General features: G+C 67.3%; 17 protein-coding genes. 12 read left to right on the top strand and 5 right to left on the bottom strand.

Going from position 1 to position 16,376, the window contains the following annotated elements; translation table 11 throughout:
* Positions 1-2 precede the first annotated feature (2 nt).
* Positions 3-773: an ESX secretion-associated protein EspG gene (locus tag ACLJRM_RS07850; RefSeq protein ID WP_101611312.1), complete on the top strand. Its 771-nt coding sequence runs from the start codon at positions 3-5 to the stop codon at positions 771-773.
* Between the two features lies 1 nt (position 774).
* Here ACLJRM_RS07850 and ACLJRM_RS07845 read toward each other — a convergent pair whose 3' ends face one another.
* Entirely contained in the window at positions 775-2,670 is a 1,896-nt protein-coding gene (locus ACLJRM_RS07845) for a protein kinase domain-containing protein (RefSeq protein ID WP_410662655.1), read from the bottom strand.
* A gap of 168 nt (positions 2,671-2,838) precedes the next feature.
* On the opposite strand from ACLJRM_RS07845, the gene ACLJRM_RS07840 reads away from it, so the two are divergent.
* Both ACLJRM_RS07840 and ACLJRM_RS07835 read left to right on the top strand, forming a co-directional pair.
* On the top strand, positions 2,839-3,150 hold the full coding sequence (locus tag ACLJRM_RS07840; RefSeq protein WP_185927309.1) for a hypothetical protein: 312 nt from the start codon (positions 2,839-2,841) through the stop codon (positions 3,148-3,150).
* 44 nt (positions 3,151-3,194) lie between these two features.
* Positions 3,195-4,310: a transglycosylase SLT domain-containing protein gene (locus ACLJRM_RS07835; protein ID WP_410662654.1), complete on the top strand. Its 1,116-nt coding sequence runs from the start codon at positions 3,195-3,197 to the stop codon at positions 4,308-4,310.
* Between the two features lie 443 nt (positions 4,311-4,753).
* On the opposite strand, the gene ACLJRM_RS07830 is transcribed toward ACLJRM_RS07835, so the two are convergent.
* Positions 4,754-5,938 carry an FAD-dependent monooxygenase gene (locus tag ACLJRM_RS07830; protein WP_410662653.1) on the bottom strand — a complete coding sequence of 395 codons (1,185 nt, stop codon included), beginning with the start codon at positions 5,936-5,938 and terminating at the stop codon, positions 4,754-4,756.
* A gap of 172 nt (positions 5,939-6,110) precedes the next feature.
* On the opposite strand from ACLJRM_RS07830, the gene ACLJRM_RS07825 reads away from it, so the two are divergent.
* The 3 genes from ACLJRM_RS07825 to ACLJRM_RS07815 all read left to right on the top strand — a co-directional run bounded on the left by ACLJRM_RS07825 (position 6,111) and on the right by ACLJRM_RS07815 (position 8,481).
* Complete coding sequence (locus tag ACLJRM_RS07825) at positions 6,111-7,013, top strand: TetR/AcrR family transcriptional regulator C-terminal domain-containing protein (protein WP_101611309.1); 903 nt, start codon at positions 6,111-6,113, stop codon at positions 7,011-7,013.
* A gap of 9 nt (positions 7,014-7,022) precedes the next feature.
* Positions 7,023-8,210 (top strand): pyridoxal phosphate-dependent aminotransferase, encoded by a 1,188-nt coding sequence (locus tag ACLJRM_RS07820; protein ID WP_410662652.1) that lies wholly within the window; start codon positions 7,023-7,025, stop codon positions 8,208-8,210.
* An 85-nt stretch (positions 8,211-8,295) separates the two neighbouring features.
* The gene (locus tag ACLJRM_RS07815; protein WP_125784844.1) at positions 8,296-8,481 is read left to right on the top strand and encodes a hypothetical protein; all 186 of its coding nucleotides are present in this window, start codon (positions 8,296-8,298) and stop codon (positions 8,479-8,481) included.
* A gap of 27 nt (positions 8,482-8,508) precedes the next feature.
* Here the strand turns inward: ACLJRM_RS07815 and ACLJRM_RS07810 are convergent, their stop codons facing one another.
* From ACLJRM_RS07810 to ACLJRM_RS07800, 3 genes are all read right to left on the bottom strand, one after another.
* Entirely contained in the window at positions 8,509-9,336 is an 828-nt protein-coding gene (locus ACLJRM_RS07810) for an SAM-dependent methyltransferase (protein WP_101611307.1), read from the bottom strand.
* 90 nt (positions 9,337-9,426) lie between these two features.
* The gene (locus ACLJRM_RS07805) at positions 9,427-10,017 is read right to left on the bottom strand and encodes an HAD family hydrolase (protein ID WP_410662651.1); all 591 of its coding nucleotides are present in this window, start codon (positions 10,015-10,017) and stop codon (positions 9,427-9,429) included.
* Positions 10,018-10,019: 2 nt separating this feature from the next.
* A complete protein-coding gene (locus tag ACLJRM_RS07800) occupies positions 10,020-11,048 on the bottom strand; it encodes a threonine aldolase family protein (RefSeq protein WP_410662650.1) in 1,029 nt (342 codons plus the stop codon).
* 135 nt (positions 11,049-11,183) lie between these two features.
* Here ACLJRM_RS07800 and ACLJRM_RS07795 point away from each other — a divergent pair, with 135 nt between their 5' ends.
* From ACLJRM_RS07795 to ACLJRM_RS07770, 6 genes are all read left to right on the top strand, one after another.
* Positions 11,184-11,702, top strand: coding sequence for a SigE family RNA polymerase sigma factor (locus tag ACLJRM_RS07795; RefSeq protein ID WP_020632335.1), 519 nt, complete (start codon positions 11,184-11,186; stop codon positions 11,700-11,702).
* A complete protein-coding gene (locus ACLJRM_RS07790; RefSeq protein WP_101611304.1) occupies positions 11,689-12,393 on the top strand; it encodes a hypothetical protein in 705 nt (234 codons plus the stop codon). Before ACLJRM_RS07795 ends, ACLJRM_RS07790 begins: the two co-directional genes overlap by 14 nt.
* 24 nt (positions 12,394-12,417) lie before the next feature.
* Positions 12,418-13,011: a TetR/AcrR family transcriptional regulator gene (locus ACLJRM_RS07785; protein ID WP_101611303.1), complete on the top strand. Its 594-nt coding sequence runs from the start codon at positions 12,418-12,420 to the stop codon at positions 13,009-13,011.
* A gap of 29 nt (positions 13,012-13,040) precedes the next feature.
* Entirely contained in the window at positions 13,041-14,471 is a 1,431-nt protein-coding gene (purB, locus tag ACLJRM_RS07780) for an adenylosuccinate lyase (protein WP_410662649.1), read from the top strand.
* Between the two features lie 249 nt (positions 14,472-14,720).
* Complete coding sequence (locus ACLJRM_RS07775; protein WP_101611301.1) at positions 14,721-15,548, top strand: substrate-binding periplasmic protein; 828 nt, start codon at positions 14,721-14,723, stop codon at positions 15,546-15,548.
* A 47-nt stretch (positions 15,549-15,595) separates the two neighbouring features.
* The gene (locus ACLJRM_RS07770; RefSeq protein ID WP_101611300.1) at positions 15,596-16,369 is read left to right on the top strand and encodes an ABC transporter substrate-binding protein; all 774 of its coding nucleotides are present in this window, start codon (positions 15,596-15,598) and stop codon (positions 16,367-16,369) included.
* Positions 16,370-16,376 lie beyond the last annotated feature (7 nt).

Below are 16,376 nucleotides of genomic sequence, written 5' to 3'. Positions count from 1 at the left end.
CTGTGCCGAACGACAACGGCAGCCTGGTGCTGTCCGCACTCGAGTTCGAAATGCTCTGGGAAGCCGAACGGCTGCCCCGCCGCCATGTCGCACTCGACGTGCCGAGCCCCGGAACGACCCATACGGAGCGGGCGGCACTGATCGAAGAGGCCTGGGAATCCCTGCGCGAGCGAGGCCTCGCGCGGGGGCACCAGGCGTCGGGCGAGCTGGTCGACATGCTGAACCTGTTCGCGCATCCCCGGTTCGCGATCGACGTCTGGGTGTGGACGGATCGCGAGATCAAGGGTCAGGCGGTCAGCGTCGGCAACCAGGCCCTGCTCGGCGTGATCGACTCCGGCCAGGTGTGGCTGATCCCCGCCCGCGAAAGCTCACTCGCCGAGGCCGCCGTCTCGGTCGCGGGCGATCTGGGCCCCGGCGTCGGCCAGTCGATCAGCATCCCGCACGACGTCCTCCGCGACGCCGATGCCGCCGCCCGCGGCGACGCGAAAGCGATGGTCACCGCCCTGGAAGACCTCGACGTCCCCCTCTGGCAGGCCCAAGAAGTGGCGGGCATGCTGCTCGGCCAGGAGGCACGCGGCCAGTTCGGCATCGAACGCGCGGGCCGGGACGGCCGCCCTCGCCGCGCGGACAGCGTGGTCGCCTTCTACGACACGGACGCCGGGCGGTACCTGTTCCAGGTCGCGCGGAACCGGGACGGACGGGATTGGGCGACCATCACCCCGGCGGACAACCACCTGCTGGCGACGCGGATCCGGGAAGTCGCCGATTTCTGAGTCAGGGCTTGGGCAGCTTGGCGATCACAAGGGTGGCGAGATCCTTGGCTCGTTTGCAAGCCTCGTCGACCGTGATCTTGCCATCGTGGGTGTTGACCCTGACCCGGAGTTGTTCGAACGACTCCCGGGCCGTCTTACGGTGCAGCCAAGTGACCGAGCACGAGTCCTCATCGTGTTCTTCGAGCGCGCGAACGCCCGACACGTCGAGGATGTTCTGTCCTTCCATCCGGCCCGTCGGCATGCTCACGTTGAAGGGGCCGACCACGTACGAGGACGTGCCTCGCCAAGTGCACTCGTGAAGACCGTCGGGATCGGTCGTCAGCACCTCGCCCGCGAGGCTCTCCACCTCGTCCTGCTTGAGGAACGTGCACGGATCGAAGTTGAGGAAACTTTCCTCGGGAAAGGTCCCGATGTCTCCGCCGGTACGAAGTTTCTTGATGGCGGCGGCGAGCAGTGCCTGCGTCGATGAACATCCGGCTTCGTCGGTCCGGAGGTTCCACGCGTGAATCGTCAGGGCGCTGTCCGCGGGATTGGTGACTGTGATGGTGCAGGTGTTGTCGATGAATTTGGTGGCTTCGAGTCCTTCGATGGTCAATCTTGTCGCGCCTGGTTTGGCCGTTTTTTCCTGGCCGAGGTTCAATGTTATCCGGTGAGGTTTCGAGGGGTCGGCAGGGTCTTTTATCGAGTACGCGCATTCTTCGAATTTGACGCTGTTTTCGACTCGTTCGAGCGACTGCCCGGCCGCCGCCAGATCCGGCTCTCCGAGGAGGGCGCAGGGGTCCACCTTTCGCAGCGATACGGGATTGAAAGGGTCCGGTGGCGGCAGTGGCGGGGAAGCACTCGTCGAGGACACCCCGTGGCCGGTCTGCTGCGAGGTCGACCTGGTGAGTGAAATGACGACCGCGGTCGTTACGCCCAGAAGGACGACGAGGCACATGGCGATGACGAGAGCTGCTCGCCCACGTTTCTTCGGTTGGGTGTTCTCGCTCGGTGTTTCCTCTACGGGGGTCGGCAGAGACAAGGCCTGATTCACCATTGCTTTTTGTGCCGCGATCGACGCGTGTACCACCGGAGGCCAGGGATTCGCGCTCGGCGTGACCGCACCCAGGAAGTCCAGGATCTGGGCCGGCGTCGGCCGTGCCGCGGGATCCTTCGCCAGGCATGGTTCCGCGAGTCGCCGGACGGCGGGGTGCAACATCCGCAGGTCGGCTTGGCTGTGGACGACGTTGTAAAGAGTCTGTGGGGTGGACGTGCCTGCGAACGGGCTTTGCCCGGTCGCCGCCATGACCAGGAGGGCGCCAAGTGAGAAGACGTCACTCGCCGGGGTAACCGGGTGTCCGTTGGCCTGTTCCGGGGACATGAACCCAGGCGAGCCGATGATCGATCCAGTATGGGTGATGTCCGTTTCACCCTCGACCGCGCGGGCGATGCCGAAATCGATGACCCGTGGTCCGTCGTCGGTCAGGATGACGTTGCTGGGTTTCAGGTCGCGGTGAACGAGTCCGGCGCGGTGGATCTCCGTCAGCGCGGACGCGAGGCCGACGGCGAGAAACCTCAGCGAGTCCGGCGGTAATGGCCCGGCCGCGTCGACAGCCTCCCGCAGCGAAGGGCCGGGGACGAAGACGGAGGCCAGCCAGGGCGTCGGAGCGTCGGGATCGGCGTCCATGACAGCGGCCGTGTAGGCGCCCGAAACCATTCGAGACGTCTGGACCTCGCGCCGGAATCGCGAACGGAAGCCCTCGTCGTGCGCGAACCCCGGGTGGACCTGCTTCAGCGCGATGAGCCGCCCGTCCTGCGATACCCCCAGCAGGACCCTGCCCATGCCACCTTCACCCAGCGCGGCGACCAGGCGATAACGCCCGACTTGCCGGGGTTCGCCCGGATTCAACGGTTTCACGAAGTCTCACCTCCCCGAACGCATGCTACAAAGCGTGTCCGGGTGGAACTTGGCGTGGAAGCGCACAAGGCCCGCTGCCGAGGTCTTACAGTATGCGCGGGAACCGTCCTGATCGGCCGCGCGTCTGATCAGGCGGATACGAGTTTTCCGTGAAGGGGATGACGAACCGTGCCTGTGTACGACCCGGATTCCATGGGGATCGCCGCCGGTCAGGTGGAGAAGCTCAAGGACGAGTTCGAGAAGACCAAAAAGGGCGTCACCGGTATGGATGACGAGAAGGAAAGCCCCTTCGGCGGAGTGGACGAGCACGGCGACGCACACGGTGCCGTCGGTAAGTTCAAGCAGGGTGTCCACAACGAATTCGACTCCGCCGGCCAGCTGATGGAGGCCACGGCCTTCGTGCTGCGAAAGGCAGCCGGGCTGATCAAGGAGACCGAAGCGGTCCACGTGGACAACTTGAAGGTGCACGGGGAGCTGTGACGATTCGGCTGGCCTGGGGGCCGGAGAGCAAGGGGGCTTGAGCAGTGGGTTTGAACGGTGTCGGCGCCGGCACGCCGGACGGGTGGGGCGAACTGGTCAAGAAGGCTGATCAGATCAAGAACGTGAACCTCGCCGCCATTGAGAATGCCTCGAAACAGTTCAAGACCGCTGCTGACAACGCGGGTGACCACAGCGCGGCGTTGTCGAGTTCGACCGAAGCGTTGAACGGCGGTGTCTGGGTCGGGCCCGCAGCTGACGCCTTCTTCGACTACGTCAAGTCGATCACCAAGGCCGGGAAGAACGTCGAGGAGCAGTTGGGCAAGGTCGTGGACGACCTCGATCGCGTCCACACCGATCTCGGCAACGTCAAGACCCAGGTTGCGAGCGTCTACGAGGAAGCCGAAGCGGCGGTCAACAAGCGGAACACCCAGGCGGAGACGGACAAGAACGCGGCGGTTCAGGCCGCCGCGCAGGCTGAGAAGGATCACAAGCCGGCGCCGAGCCCTTCAGCCGACGAGATCGTCCAGAAGGCCAAGACCGACATCAACGGCATCGCCAGAGATGCCGACGGCCGGGTCAAGGGCCTGCTCGACCAGGCCAACCAGATGATCCAGAAGTCCCAAGCGTTGATGAAGAAGGACATCGAGGGCGGCTACTCCAAGGTCCCGATGCCCGGCAAGGACGGCTCCGTTCCCAAGCGCACCGGTGGTCTCCACACCGGAGGTGGCGGTGGAGGGGGCGGCGGCGGTGGTGGCGGTGGTGGCCTCGGGTCGAGTGGCGGTCCGCCGTCGACGACGCCGCCGGGCAACGTCCAGCAGTGGATCCAGGAAGCCATCAAGATCCTGCAGGCGGCCGGCATTCCGGTGACCGAAGCCGACATCAACAAGATCTGGACGATCATCGAGAAGGAGTCCGGCGGTAATCCCAACGCCATCAACAACTGGGACTCCAACGCGGCGAAGGGCACTCCGTCCAAGGGCCTGATGCAGTGCATCGACCCGACCTTCAACGCGCACAAGCTTCCGGGGCACGACGACATCTACAACCCGATCGACAACATCATCGCGGGTGTGCGGTACACGTTCTCGCGGTACGGCGGTTTCGAAGGGCACCCGGGCCTGAAGTCGATGGCCGGTGGCGGCGGGTACCAGGGCTACTAAAGACTTCGTGAGTGGTAAGGACAGTTAGAGCCAAGGGTGCCTACTGGATTCTTCGTGCGAGTGTTCGCAGGTTCGCGACACCCGGGCTGGCTGGCGCATCCCCCACGAGACTCGACCTGTCACGTCACCGCCGCTCTGGCTCGCCCCGAGTACATAAAGGCCCCCTTCCTTGCGCCTAGGTACAGGAAGGGGTCCTTCATGTACTCGGGAAAGGTGTGAAGCTGAGCCGAGGGAAGTGGCCCTTCACGCGCCGCCGCCCGTGACTGCTGGGCTGGCGGGTGTCGCTGAGGCTGCGGAGGGCGATCACGTAGTCCGTGAAGGCCTCCTTCCCTACCTTCAGGGTAGGCAAGGAGGCCTTCACGGACCTGCGACCAACCCAGCCACAAGCAGCAGGTACCTAAGGCCCCTTCGGCACTAACCGTCCCTGCCACTCACGAGCCGTCTCAGTAGTCCTTGAGTACCAAGGCGTTCGCCGCCTCGGTCAACGGCCGCATGGCCGCCTTCATGATCCGGTCCCGGAACGGCAGATACGGCAGCGCCCGCATCGACTGGATCTGCTTCCACTGCGCGAACCGGGTCTGCTTCTTCTGGTTCATCGAGGCCAGCGCTTGGTTCTTGAGCACGAACGGCCGCATTTCCTTTTCGTACGAAGCGAAAGCGGTGCGATGATCCGGCGAAGACGCGAGTGACCCGGCCAGCACGTAAGCGCCGACGAGCGCCAAGCTGGTGCCCTGTCCCGAAAGTGGCGACGGACCGTAGCCCGCGTCGCCGACCAGCGTGACCCGCCCTTCGCTGAAGCTGTCCATCCGGATCTGGGTCATCGAATCGAAGTACAGCTCGCTCGACTCCATTTCGCGGAGCAGTCGCGGCACTTCCCAGTCGTGGCCGAGGAAGTGGTCGGCGAGGAGTTTTCGTTGCTGCGCAAGGTCATGCCGGTCGAAGTCGAGCTCCGGAGACTGGAAGCCGAGTATCGCCCGCGCCTCCGTGTTGTTCCGCGCGCTGTACAGACCGGCCATTTTCCCCGGTGTCATGTGGAAGGTCTGCCAGCGGTCCAGGTCGAGGAAGTTCGGCACGGTGAACACCGCGAGGTAGGTGTCCATATGGTGCGAAAACTGTTTCTCCGCCCCGAAAACCAGCGATCGCACGGCCGAGTGCAGTCCGTCCGCGCCGACGACGAGGTCGAAATCGCGCGGCCCGCCTTGGGCGAAGGTGACCCGCACGCCGTCGGTTCGCTGCGCGATGCCGGTGATCCAGTCGCCGTACACGTACTCGACGCCGTCCTGGGCGACCGAGGCCAGCGTGTCCGTGAGGTCGTCTCGAAGGATCTCGACGTCTTCGCTGTCGGTGAGCCCGCCGGTCAGCGTGTGGTCGGTGACCTTCACCAGCGTCTTCCCGGCCCCGTTCACGAACGACATCCCTAGCGTGTCCGTGCCCAGCTCCCGGAGGCGCCCGAGCACCCCCATCCGGTCGACGACGCCGAGCGCCGTGCCGCGGATGTCGACCGCGTGCCCGCCGGTCCGGGGTGCGGGTGCCCGCTCGACGACCGTCGGTGCGAAACCGTGCCGCCGCAGCCAGTACGCCAGCGTCGTACCGGCGATTCCCGCGCCCGAAATCAGCACCTTCTGCATGTGAACTCCCCTGTGTACGCTGTTTTGAAGCACTGCGTACAACGTATGGACAGCACGCCCTTGCCCGAGGAAAACAGCGAGAAAGCATCGACCGCACTAGTGCGATCGAGCTAGTGCGGTGGCCGGATCGGGATGCGGTGCCCGCGAAGTGCACTATGGCAAGGAGTCGACCATGACCGAGCCGCCCTACCTGCGGATCGCCGCCGAGATCCGCCGCCGCATCGTCACCGGCGAGCTGCGCGAGGGCGACAAGGTCCCGTCGACGCGCGGGATCATCGCCGAGTGGGGGGTCGCGATGGCGACCGCGACGAAGGTGCTCGCCACGCTCAAACGGGACGGCTTGGTCATCGCCAAACCCGGTGCCGGCACGGTCGTCGCGGGCCGCGCCCGGACGGCCGCGCCGAGAACCGAAGCGGAGCTTTCCCGCGATCGGGTGGTGAAGGCCGCGATCCGGATCGCGGACGCAGAGGGCATCCGCGCGCTCTCCATGCGCCGCATCGCGTCCGGCCTCGGCGTCGCGACGATGGCGCTTTATCGCCATGTCACCGCGAAGGAGGAGCTGATCCTCGAGATGGCCGACATGGCGCTCGGCGAGATCCGCTTCCCGCCCGAACCGCCGCCCGGCTGGCGGGTTCAGCTGGAGCTGATGGCCAGGGCCCAGTGGGCGCTGTTCCGGCGGCACCCTTGGCTGGCGCAGGCGCTCTCGATCACCCGCCCGCAACCGTTGGCGAACCTGCTGCGCCACGCGGACTGGGCCACCCGCGCGCTGGACGGTCACGGCCTCCCGGCGTCGACGATCATGTACGCGCACATCACGATCTTCAACCACGTGCGCGGCATCGCCCTCAGTTTCGAGTCCGAGGCCGAGAGCGAATCCGGAACGGCCGTCTCGGCCGACGCCTGGCTCGCCGTGCACGAGCCGATCCTCCGGGACCTGGTCGCCGGAGGCCGGTTCCCGAACTTCGCCGACGTCGCCTCGCGCGCCCCGTTCGACTACGACCTCGACACGCTCTTCGAGTTCGGCCTCCAACGACTCCTCGACGGTTTCTCGGTTCTCCTGGCGAAGGCGAGTTAGCCTCACCCCATGTCCTTCCCCGGTCCCGCCGCTCGTTCCGACGTCCCGCCGTTCCATGTCATGGACGTCCTTTCGGCCGCGCAGGCACGGCGGCGCAGCCACGGCGATCTGGTCCCGCTGGTCGCGGGGCAGCCGTCCGCGCCGGCGCCGCGTCCGGTGCTCGAAGCCGCCGAGCGGGCGTTGAAGGACCAGACCCTCGGCTACACCGAACAGCTCGGCATCCCGGAACTGCGCGAAGCCGTCGCGGCGCACTATCACCGCACGTACTCGGTCGACGTGAGCCCGCAGGACGTCATCATGACGACCGGTTCTTCCGGCGGCTTCCTGCTTTCGTTCCTCAGTGCCTTCGAGACGGGCGACCGGGTCGCGATGGCGCGTCCCGGCTACCCGGCCTACCGCAACCTGCTGAAGGTGCTCGGTTGCGAGGTCGTCGAGTTCGCCACCGGGGCGGAGACGAACTTCCAGCCGACGACGGCCCTGCTGGACGAACTCGGTCCGATCAAGGGGCTCATCGTGGCCAGCCCCAGTAACCCGACGGGCACCGTCCTGCCACCGGGTGAACTGGCCGCGATCAGCGGCTGGTGCGCGTCACACGGCGTGCAGTTGATCAGCGACGAGATCTACCACGGGATCTCCTACGGCGCCGGACTCGACTGCGCCTGGCAGTACGGGAGCGAGGCGCTCGTCCTCGGCTCGTTCTCGAAGTACTTCGCCATGACCGGCTGGCGGCTCGGCTGGATGCTCGCACCCCAGCGGTTGCACCGCGCGATCGACGTCCTGACCGGCAACTTCACCATCTGCCCGCCCGCGGTCTCCCAGCACGCCGCGGTCGCCGCGTTCACCCAGGAGTCGTACGCGGAGGCCGACGGGCACGTCGAGCGCTACCGCGCCAACCGCGACGCGCTCTTCGCCGGTCTCAAGGGCATCGGCATCGACAAGCTCGCGCCCGCCGACGGCGCCTTCTATGCCTACGCCGACGTCTCCGCGTACACGAACGACAGTCTCAGCTGGTGCCAGCGCATCCTCGCCGACACCGGCGTCGCGATCGCTCCCGGTATCGACTTCGACCCGGTCGACGGCGGCCGGTTCGTGCGGTTCTCCTTCGCGGGCTCGCGCGAGGACATCGACGAGGGCATCCGCAGGCTCGGCGACTGGCTCACGGCTCAGGGGGAACCCGGAATTCACCCTGAACGTTAGGCAGAACGCAGGCAATTACGAGCTCAGCCTGACAACCTGGACTCACCGGGCCCGCTTGGGCACGGTGAGGCAATCGGAGGATGCCATGTTCTGGAAGATCGTCGGCGGGCTGATTCTGGCTTGGGTGGCCTTCATGGTGCTCGGGTCCGTGCTCGGTTTCCTCGTGAAGGCCGTCTTTTGGATCGCCATCATCGGTGGCGCGGTCTTCCTCGGCACGGCCGCCTATGGCGCCATCAAGGGCAAGGGCACCCCGAAGCAGCTTCGCCGCTGAGCCACTGAGCAGCTGAGTCACCGAGGGCTAGGGCTTGCGCGCCACCCCGCCGAGCGACGTGAAGTTCACGGTCGAGAGCGGGGTGAAGCGCGGGCCGTCCGGCCACCACAGATGCGGGTACGTCAGCCCGGGTTCGACGAGGTCGAGCCCCTCGAAGAGTGACTCGATCTCCTCGCGTGAGCGGTACAGCGTGTCGAGGCCGGTGCCGTTGAAGCGCTTCTCCAGTGACGTCGCGACGTCGGCGGCTTCGGAGCCGTCGGCGGGGTTGTGCTGGTGCAGCAGCGCGACGAACGAACCCGGGGCCAGCGCGTCGACGTAGGCGCGGACGATCTTCCGTGCCTGGTCGAGGTCCTGGATGTGATGGATGATCGCGCACAGGATCAGCCCGACCGGCCGGTCGAACTCCAGCCGGTGAGTACGTGCGAGGCCCTCGATGACCTCGGCGGGTTCGGTCAGGTCGTTGCCCGCCATATGCGCGAAGTCGTTCGCCGCGAGCAGTGCGCGGCCGTGTGCCTGGACCACCGGATCGTGGTCGACGTAGACGACCCGCGCCTCGGGGTTGTACCGCTGCGCGACCTGATGCGTGTTGTCCACGGTCGGGAAGCCGGAACCGAGGTCGAGGAACTGGTCGATGCCCTCCCGGTCGGTCAGGTAGCGCACGGTCCTGACCAGCCAGTGCCGGACCTCTTTGGCCATGACCTGCGACTCCGGCGCGAGCTCCAGGATCTGGCGCAGCACCACCCTGTCGGCCTCGTAATTGTCCTGGCCACCCATGAGCGCGTCGAAGACACGCGCGATGCTCGGCCGGTCGAAATCGACGGGCACGAACGGACGCCGGTCGTCGGGACCTGGCATGGGCACCTACCGTGAAAACTCGGTTCGGGACACAGATCAGCTTAGGTCATCCGGATCACCGCGCGTAAGCGGATGAACGGCGAGGGTGAATTATTCCTCCGAAGGGCCGAAGGCAGATTGCGCTGTTGTCACGCCGACCCATCGCTCCGCCTTCATCCCCACCGCCCGTGCACCGTCCACATTGGACTGACGGTCGTCGAAGAACAGGCAGTCCGCCGGTTCGGCGCCGAGTTCGCCGAGCAGGATCCGGAAGATCTTCGCGTCGGGTTTCATACAGCCGAGGTCGCCGGAAAAGAGCGTCACGCGGAACAGGCTCGCCCATTCCTGCTCGCGCACCCAACGTCCGAAGGTCGACGACGCGTTGGAGAGCAGCGCGAGCGCCGCGCCCGCTTCGTGCAGGCCCTGGAGCAACTCCAGTACGTCCGGTTCGAGGTGTGACCAGCCCTCGACGTCGACGCGGGTCAGTTCTTCGGCGAAAGCCTTGTCCACCGGGACGTCCAGTGCGCGGCCGACGCTCTGCCAGTACTCGAGGTCCGAGCCGCCGGAGTCGTACCGGTCCCGTTCGGCCCAGTAGTGCGGCTCGAAATCGGCGAGTTCGTGGCCGAACGCCTTGGCCAGGGTGGGCAACGCGTCGGTGTGCTCACTGATGACGTCGCCGTAGTCGAAGACGATCCAGTTCATGTTCAGCCCCCGGTCTTGATGCGATCGATGGTTTCTTCGACGTCGGCCGCCGAAAGGTCCCGGTGCAGCACGAAGCGGATCCGGCCCGCCGACGGCAGCACCTGGATCCCGAGCCGGTCCAGCCACGCCAGGCGGCCGACGAGGTCGGGCGCGGTGACCTGCACGATGTTGGTCTCGGGTGTGTTGACCTCCCAGCCGTGCTCGGCGAACCCGGCCGCGAGCCGTGTCGCGTTCTCGTGCGTCTCGGCCAGGTCGCCGACGCGGTCCAGCGCGACCAGCCCGGCCGCGGCCAGGACCCCGCCCTGCCGGACGCCGCCGCCGAGCATCTGCCGCATCCGCCGCGCCTTCTCGACGAACTCCGGGCTGCCCGCCACCACTGAGCCGACAGGCGCGCCGAGGCCCTTGGAGAAACAAGCGGAGACGGTGTCGGCGCCGACCGTGAGAGCCGCGGGCGGAACCCCCAGCGCGACCGCCGCGTGCCAGATGCGGGCGCCGTCGAGGTGCACGGTCAGGCCCGCCTCTTTCGCCACCGCGACCAGCTGGGCGTGCTCGTCGGGCGGGGTGACCGCGCCGCCCGCCGAGTTGTGCGTGTTCTCCAGGCACAACAGCGGCGTGCGCAGCGCGTAGTACGGCCCGCGCGGGATGCCGATCGCGGCGGAAAGCGTGTCCGGCGTCGGCCGCCCCGGGCCGGCGTCGTGCTCCAGCGGCTCGGCCATGCCGCCCGCGAGCCAGGCGGCGGAACCGAGTTCGTCGGTGATCACGTGCGCGCCGCGCGGCGCGAGGAACCGGTCGCCGCGCTGGAGGTGGAGGCACAGCGCGATCAGGTTCGCCATGGTGCCGGTCGGCGTCCAGAGCGCGGCGGGCATGCCGAGGACCTTCGCGGCGCGCTGTTCGAGGGCGGTGACGGTCGGATCGCCGTCGAGGACGTTGTCACCGACCTCGGCGTTCGCCATGGCCTGGCGCATGACGTCGTCCGGCCGGGTCACGGTGTCGGAGCGGAAATCGATCAGCGAAAGCGGGCTCGAGGTCACGGTACGATCACATCACATCGACGGGCATGCCATGAATCTCCTCCCCGGCTGGTCCGCTGAGCCCGCTCATGCAACCGTGGACGCCCCCGGTTCCGTCCTACCCATCGACGAGGCAAGAGCGGAGACAACAACCGCGTGAACCAGCGCGACGAACAAGAGTTCGCGGAGTACTTCGCCGCGAAGCGGGACTCCGTGCGCAGGACCGCGTACATGCTCTGCGGTGACTGGCATCGCGCGGACGACCTCGCGCAGACGGCGTTCGTCGCGCTGCACCGGAGGTGGAAGAAGATCAGGGAACGGGCGGCGACCGACGCCTACGTGCGGAAGACGCTGGTCAGGGCGGCTATCGACGAGTCGAGGCGGCCGTGGCGGCGGGAGTGGCAGACCGAAGAGCTGCCCGAACCGCCGCAGGACGGCTTCGACCTCGGCGAACAGGTCGTCACCAGGGAAGACCTGCTGGCCGCGTTGCGTGAAGTGCCCCCGAAACAGCGGGCCGTGCTGGTGCTCCGGTTCTTCGAGGGGCTGGACGTCGGTGCCGCGGCGAAGGTGCTCGGCTGCAGCGAAGGAAACGTGAAGAGCCAGACCGCACGCGGGCTGGCGAACCTCAGGCAGGTCATGGAGAAGGAGGAGGTGGCACGGGATGGACGAGAATGACCTGAAGGCGTTGTTCCGTGACGCCCCCGGCGACGCCCCGGCGTCGAGCTTCGACACCTCTGACGTCGTCCACGCCTCCCGGCGCGCGACCGCCCGGCGCCGCAACGGCATCGCGGTCGCCTGTAGCGCGGTGGTTTTGGTGCTGGCCGGAGTGGGCATGTTCGGCGTGCTCGGCGGAACCGATTTCCAGATGGGTACCGCGGCCAAGTCCGGCAACGAAGCCGCTTCCCCGGGGCAACCCGGGGCGGCGTCCGCACGTCCTCTTGACAGCGGGGAGTCCTCGAACTTCTCGAACCCGCCGCCTCAGCAGGGGGGCGGCGGGCCAGAGAAGACCGGCCAGATGACGGCCGAAGGCACCTACGGGTGCGACCAGGTGGACCGGGAGCTCGCCACCGCCCTCGCTGGCGAGCTCCCGGTCCCCGTGGATGTCGCCAAGTCGACGCCCGGCGACATCTGTACGACGGGGGCCAGGTCCGCGGGGTTCCAGGTGCCGGGTGGCTCGGTCGCCGTCGCGGTCTTCCCGGCGGGCGCGTCCGTGCCGCCGGCGCCCATCGGGGCGTCCAGCGCGCAGCGGACGACGGCCAAGGGATCACTGGTGGTCGTGGTGAGCCTCGGTGACGGCTCCGGCAGGCCTGCCTTCCCCGAGTCCGACGTCGACAGGTTCGTCGCCGTGCTCGCCGCCCGCTACTGAAAGCACCTGGCAAAATAGCCCGTCATGACCGTCGCAGCGACAACGCCGAAGGGTGAGCGAAGGCGCGCCGAACTCATCGAGTCCGCCGCGGCGCTGCTCGCCGAAGGCGGGTTCGACGCCGTGCGGCACCGTGCGGTCGCCGAGCGCGCGGGTTTGCCGCTGGCCTCGACGACGTACTACTTCGACTCGCTCGACGAGCTCGTCACCGCCGCTGTCGAGCACCACGCGAACCAGGAACTCGAAACCGGACGGCGACGGCTCGACGAGCTGGCGACCCGCAACCGCGGTGTCGAGGCCACCGTCGACCTGGTGCTGGACATGCTCCTCGGCCCGCTCCGCCCGGATCGCGAAGCCGACGCCGAAGCGGTTCTCCTGCGCTACGAGCGTTTGGTCGGGACAGGGCGTCGTCCGTACCTTCGCCCCCTGATGCGGACGCTGTCCGCGCAGCTGTATGAACTGCTCCACGAGATCTTCGAGCGCTCCGGCACGCCGGTGGACGGCGTCGAACTGGAGCGGCTGGTCGCCCTGGTCGACGGCGCCGTGGTCAACGCGCTGATCGAGGTCGACCCGGAACCGAGGGCCGCCGCCGCGCGCATGCTGCAAGCCGCCCTGGCCTAGGCCGGATGGCGGCCGGTTAGTCTGGCCGCGTGACGGACAAGCCCCTCATCCCCAACGTGCTCGCCGGCCGCTACGCCTCGCGTGAGCTGGTCGAACTGTGGTCCCCGGAACGCAAGGTCGTGCTGGAGCGCGAGCTCTGGCTCGCCGTGCTCCGGGCGCAGGCCGACCTCGGCGTCGAGGTGGGAGAAGGTGTCGTCGCCGACTACGAGCGCGTGCTGGAGCAGGTCGACCTCGACTCGATCGCCGCCCGCGAGCGGGTCACCCGCCACGACGTCAAGGCCCGGATCGAGGAGTTCAACGCGCTCGCCGGGCACGAGCACGTCCACAAGGGCATGACGTCGCGTGACCTCACCGAGAACGTCGAGCAGCTGCAGGTGCGGCGCTCGCTGGAGCTGGTCCGCAGCCGCGTCGGCGCGGTACTCGCGCGGCTCGCCTCGATCGCGGTCGAACACTCCGACACGGTGATGGCGGGACGTTCGCACAACGTCGCCGCGCAGGCGACGACCCTGGGCAAGCGGTTCGCCACCGCCGCCGACGAACTGCTCGTCGCGTTCGAGCGGCTCGACGAGCTGATCGGCCGCTACCCGCTGCGCGGGATCAAGGGACCGGTCGGCACCGCGCAGGACATGCTCGACCTCCTCGGCGACGAGTCCACTTTGGACGAACTGGAGTCGCGGGTCGCGGCCCACCTCGGCTTCGAGCGGGTGTTCACCAGCGTCGGCCAGGTGTACCCGCGGTCGCTCGATTTCGACGTGCTGTCCACGGTGGTCCAGCTCGCGGCCGCGCCGTCGAGCCTGGCGAAGACGATCCGCCTGATGGCGGGCCACGAACTGGTCACCGAGGGCTTCAAACCGGGCCAGGTCGGCTCGTCGGCCATGCCGCACAAGATGAACACGCGTTCGTGCGAGCGGGTCAACGGCCTCGCCGTGGTGCTGCGCGGTTACCTGTCGATGATCGGCGAGCTCTCCGGCGACCAGTGGAACGAAGGCGACGTCTCCGACTCCGTCGTCCGCCGGGTCGCGCTGCCCGACGCGTTCTTCGCGCTCGACGGCCTGCTGGAGACCTTCCTCACGGTGCTGGCCGAGTTCGGTGCTTTCCCGGCCGTCATCGCACGTGAGCTCGATCGCTATCTGCCGTTCCTCGCGACCACCAAGGTGCTCATGGCCTCGGTCCGCGCGGGCGTCGGGCGTGAAACCGCGCACGAGGCGATCAAGGAGAACGCCGTCGGCGTCGCGCTCGCGATGCGGGAGCAGGGGCTGGCGGAGAACGACCTCCTCGACCGCCTCGCCGCCGACGAGCGCATCCCGCTCGACCGCGGTGAGCTGGACAAACTCCTCGCCGACCGGATCTCGTTCACCGGTGTCGCGCCGCGTCAGGTGGCCGCGATCGCTTCGCGCGTCCAGGCGGTCCTGGAACGTTTCCCGGAGGCCGCCGGTTACTCTCCGGCACCGATTCTCTAGCTGCAGCTGAAGGACGCTTTCCCCGCATGCGATGTGAGGAAAGCGTCCTTCGCCGCGTGAGACGAGGGCAAAGGCCCCTTCAGCCACGTTGTGAGCAGTCCCACCACGGAGCGTTCACAGAGTGGGACGACATTACTCGATCGGGCGAAATGCCTAATCTCGATCGCTGAACCCGGAGCGCCAGGCCGCCCATGAGGCGGCCTGACGTGCTTGTATCGCGCCTTGGCGCCGAAACCCACGGAAGAAGCGATGAGATCCACGCTGTCGAAAATCGTCGCCGTCGTCACGGCTGGAGCGGCCACCCTCGCCCTGGCCGCCTGCGGCTCCGGCGACACCGCCGCGAGCGGCCAGAAGCTGCGCGTCGGCACCCTGACCGACGCGCCGCCGTCCATCTACCTGGAGAACGGCAACTTCACCGGCTACGACAACGAACTGCTCCGCGACATCGCGAAGCGTGAGGGCTTCGAGGTCGAGTTCGTCGGTACCGAGTTCGCCGGTCTGCTGGCCGCCGTCGCCACCAACAAGTTCGACATCGGCAGCTCCACGATCTCCACCACCGAGGCCCGCAAGAAGACCGTCGCGTTCAGCAACGGCTACAGCACCGGGTTCACCACGATCCTCACCAAGAAGGACGCGAGCCTCAAGGATGTCGGCGCCTTCAACGGCAAGCGGCTCGGCGTCGTGCAGGCGTCGGTGCAGGACGACTTCGCGAGCGGCAAGGTCCCCGGCGCCAACGTCGTCCGGTTCCCGGACTACAACGCCGGTTTCGCGCAGCTGAAGGCCGGCAGCCTCGACGGCTGGGTCGTGCCGAAGGACATCGGGCAGAAGTACATCGACCAGAACCCGGGCGTGCCGCTGGAGTTCGGCTACACCGTCGAGACCAAGGACACGCCGTCCGCGTTCGCCGTCCGCAAGGACAACAAGGACCTGCTGAAGAAGCTCAACGACGGCCTCGCGAAGGCCGTGGCGGACGGCACCGTCGCCCGCCTGCACGCTCAGTTCTTCAAGACCGAGCCGCTGCCGAAGGAACTCGAGCAGGGCGGCCCCGGCCTGCCCGTCCAGAACCCGGGGGTCTGAAAATCATGAAGACGACACCAAGGATTCGGAACATCAGCGGGCGGCCTATGAGGCAGTCCCTGATCGCGACGCTCGCCGCCGGTCTCGTCGCCGTGCTCGCCGCTTGCGGTGGCGGGGAGTCCGCCGCGGACAAGACCCTGCGCGTCGGCACCCTGAGCGACGCCCCGCCGAACATCTACGTCGAGAACGGCAACTTCACCGGCTTCGACAACGAGCTGCTGAAGGCCATCGCCGCCAAGCAGAACCTGAAGCTGGAGTTCGTTTCGACGGACTTCTCCTCCCTGCTCGGCCAGGTCTCGAGCAACCAGTTCGACATCGGCAGCTCGGCCATCGCGCAGACCGAAGAGCGCAAGAAGAACGTCGACTTCTCCAGTCCGTACAACTTCGAAGTGATGAGCATCCAGACCAAGGACGGCTCGCCGATCACCGAAGAGAAGGCCCTGTCGGGCAAGCGGGTCGCGGTCATCCAGGCGACCGTCGGCGACAAGTGGCTCACCTCGACCGTTCCCGACGCGCAGGCCGTGCGCTTCCCGGGGTACGCCCCGGCGCTGGCCGCGCTCAAGAGTGGCGCCGTCGACGCCTACATCCTCGACCAGGCGATCGCGGAGACGAACGTCAAGGAGAGCACCGACACGAAGCTCAAGGTCGTCAAGTCCTTCACCACCGACGTGCCCCACGGCTTCGCGGTGAAGAAGGGCAACACCGAACTGCAGACGAAGATCAACGATGGCCTGAAGCAGGTCATCGCCGACGGCACCTGGGTCAAGCTGCACGACAAGTTCCTGCCGACCGCCCCGGTGCCGGACCAGTTCAAGGCGTGAGGATCAC

This window comes from Amycolatopsis sp. lyj-84, assembly GCF_046549075.1.
GTDB lineage: Bacteria > Actinomycetota > Actinomycetes > Mycobacteriales > Pseudonocardiaceae > Amycolatopsis.
This window is presented reverse-complemented; position numbering and strand designations above follow the sequence as displayed.